Annotated in this window: 1 protein-coding gene; it reads left to right on the forward strand. The window is 56.5% G+C overall.

Features of this window, described 5'->3' with window-relative positions:
* Nucleotides 1-723 (forward strand): IS21-like element helper ATPase IstB (gene istB, locus HMPREF3048_RS02650; protein ID WP_246818831.1); only part of this gene is annotated, 723 nt, incomplete at its 5' end.
* Between the last annotated feature and the right edge of the window lie 97 nt (nt 724-820).

An 820-nucleotide genomic window follows, 5' to 3' on the forward strand; every position in this document is an offset into this window, starting at 1 on the left:
ACCACCAAAAACCAAGTTGTCACACTCGGCCGCCAGCTCTATTTGACCACCGCTGTGTTACGCCAATGCGTTGAACACGCCACCCCACGCCAGTGCGACATCCTCATCGAATTGTTCGAAGCTGAACTTTCTTCCAGAGCAGCATCCAGAGCCCGCCGCCTCATGCACCGTGCGCGTGTGCCAGTACGCAAAACCCTCGACGGCTACGACTGGTCACCAGTGACCCTGCCCACGGACATCACCCGCGAACACCTCACCACGCTTGAGTTTCTCAACGGATGTGAAGACCTCGTCTTCTACGGTGACGTCGGCACCGGGAAAACACATCTCGCCATCGCGCTAGCCACCCAAACATGCCTTGCAGGCATCCCAGCAAGGTTTTTCACCGCCGCCGGCCTAGTCGACCACTTACGCAACGCTAAACAGGCAGGAAGACTCGACAAAGAACTCGCAGCACTCGGCAAAAACAAGCTCCTCGTCATCGACGAACTCGGCTACATCCCCATCGACACTGACGGTGCACGGTTACTTTTCCAAGCCATCGCCGACGCCTACGAACAACGCAGCCTGATCATCACCACCAACCTCGCGTTTTCCCAATGGGGCCAAGTCTTCGGCAACGATGACATGGCAGCGGCAGCCATCGACCGCATCGTCCACCACGGACGCATGATTACCTTCACCGGCCAGTCTTACCGCATGGCAAACGCCCTCATGAAATAACCCTCAAAACCCCAGCAACGCTCAAACGGCCCAAAACCGTGCCGAACTGGCCTAAAAATTCGAGCCGAAACGGCCTAAAACAACTTGACAAAACACA

The organism is Corynebacterium sp. HMSC075D04 (genome assembly GCF_001815635.1).
In the GTDB taxonomy this organism is placed as follows: domain Bacteria; phylum Actinomycetota; class Actinomycetes; order Mycobacteriales; family Mycobacteriaceae; genus Corynebacterium; species Corynebacterium coyleae.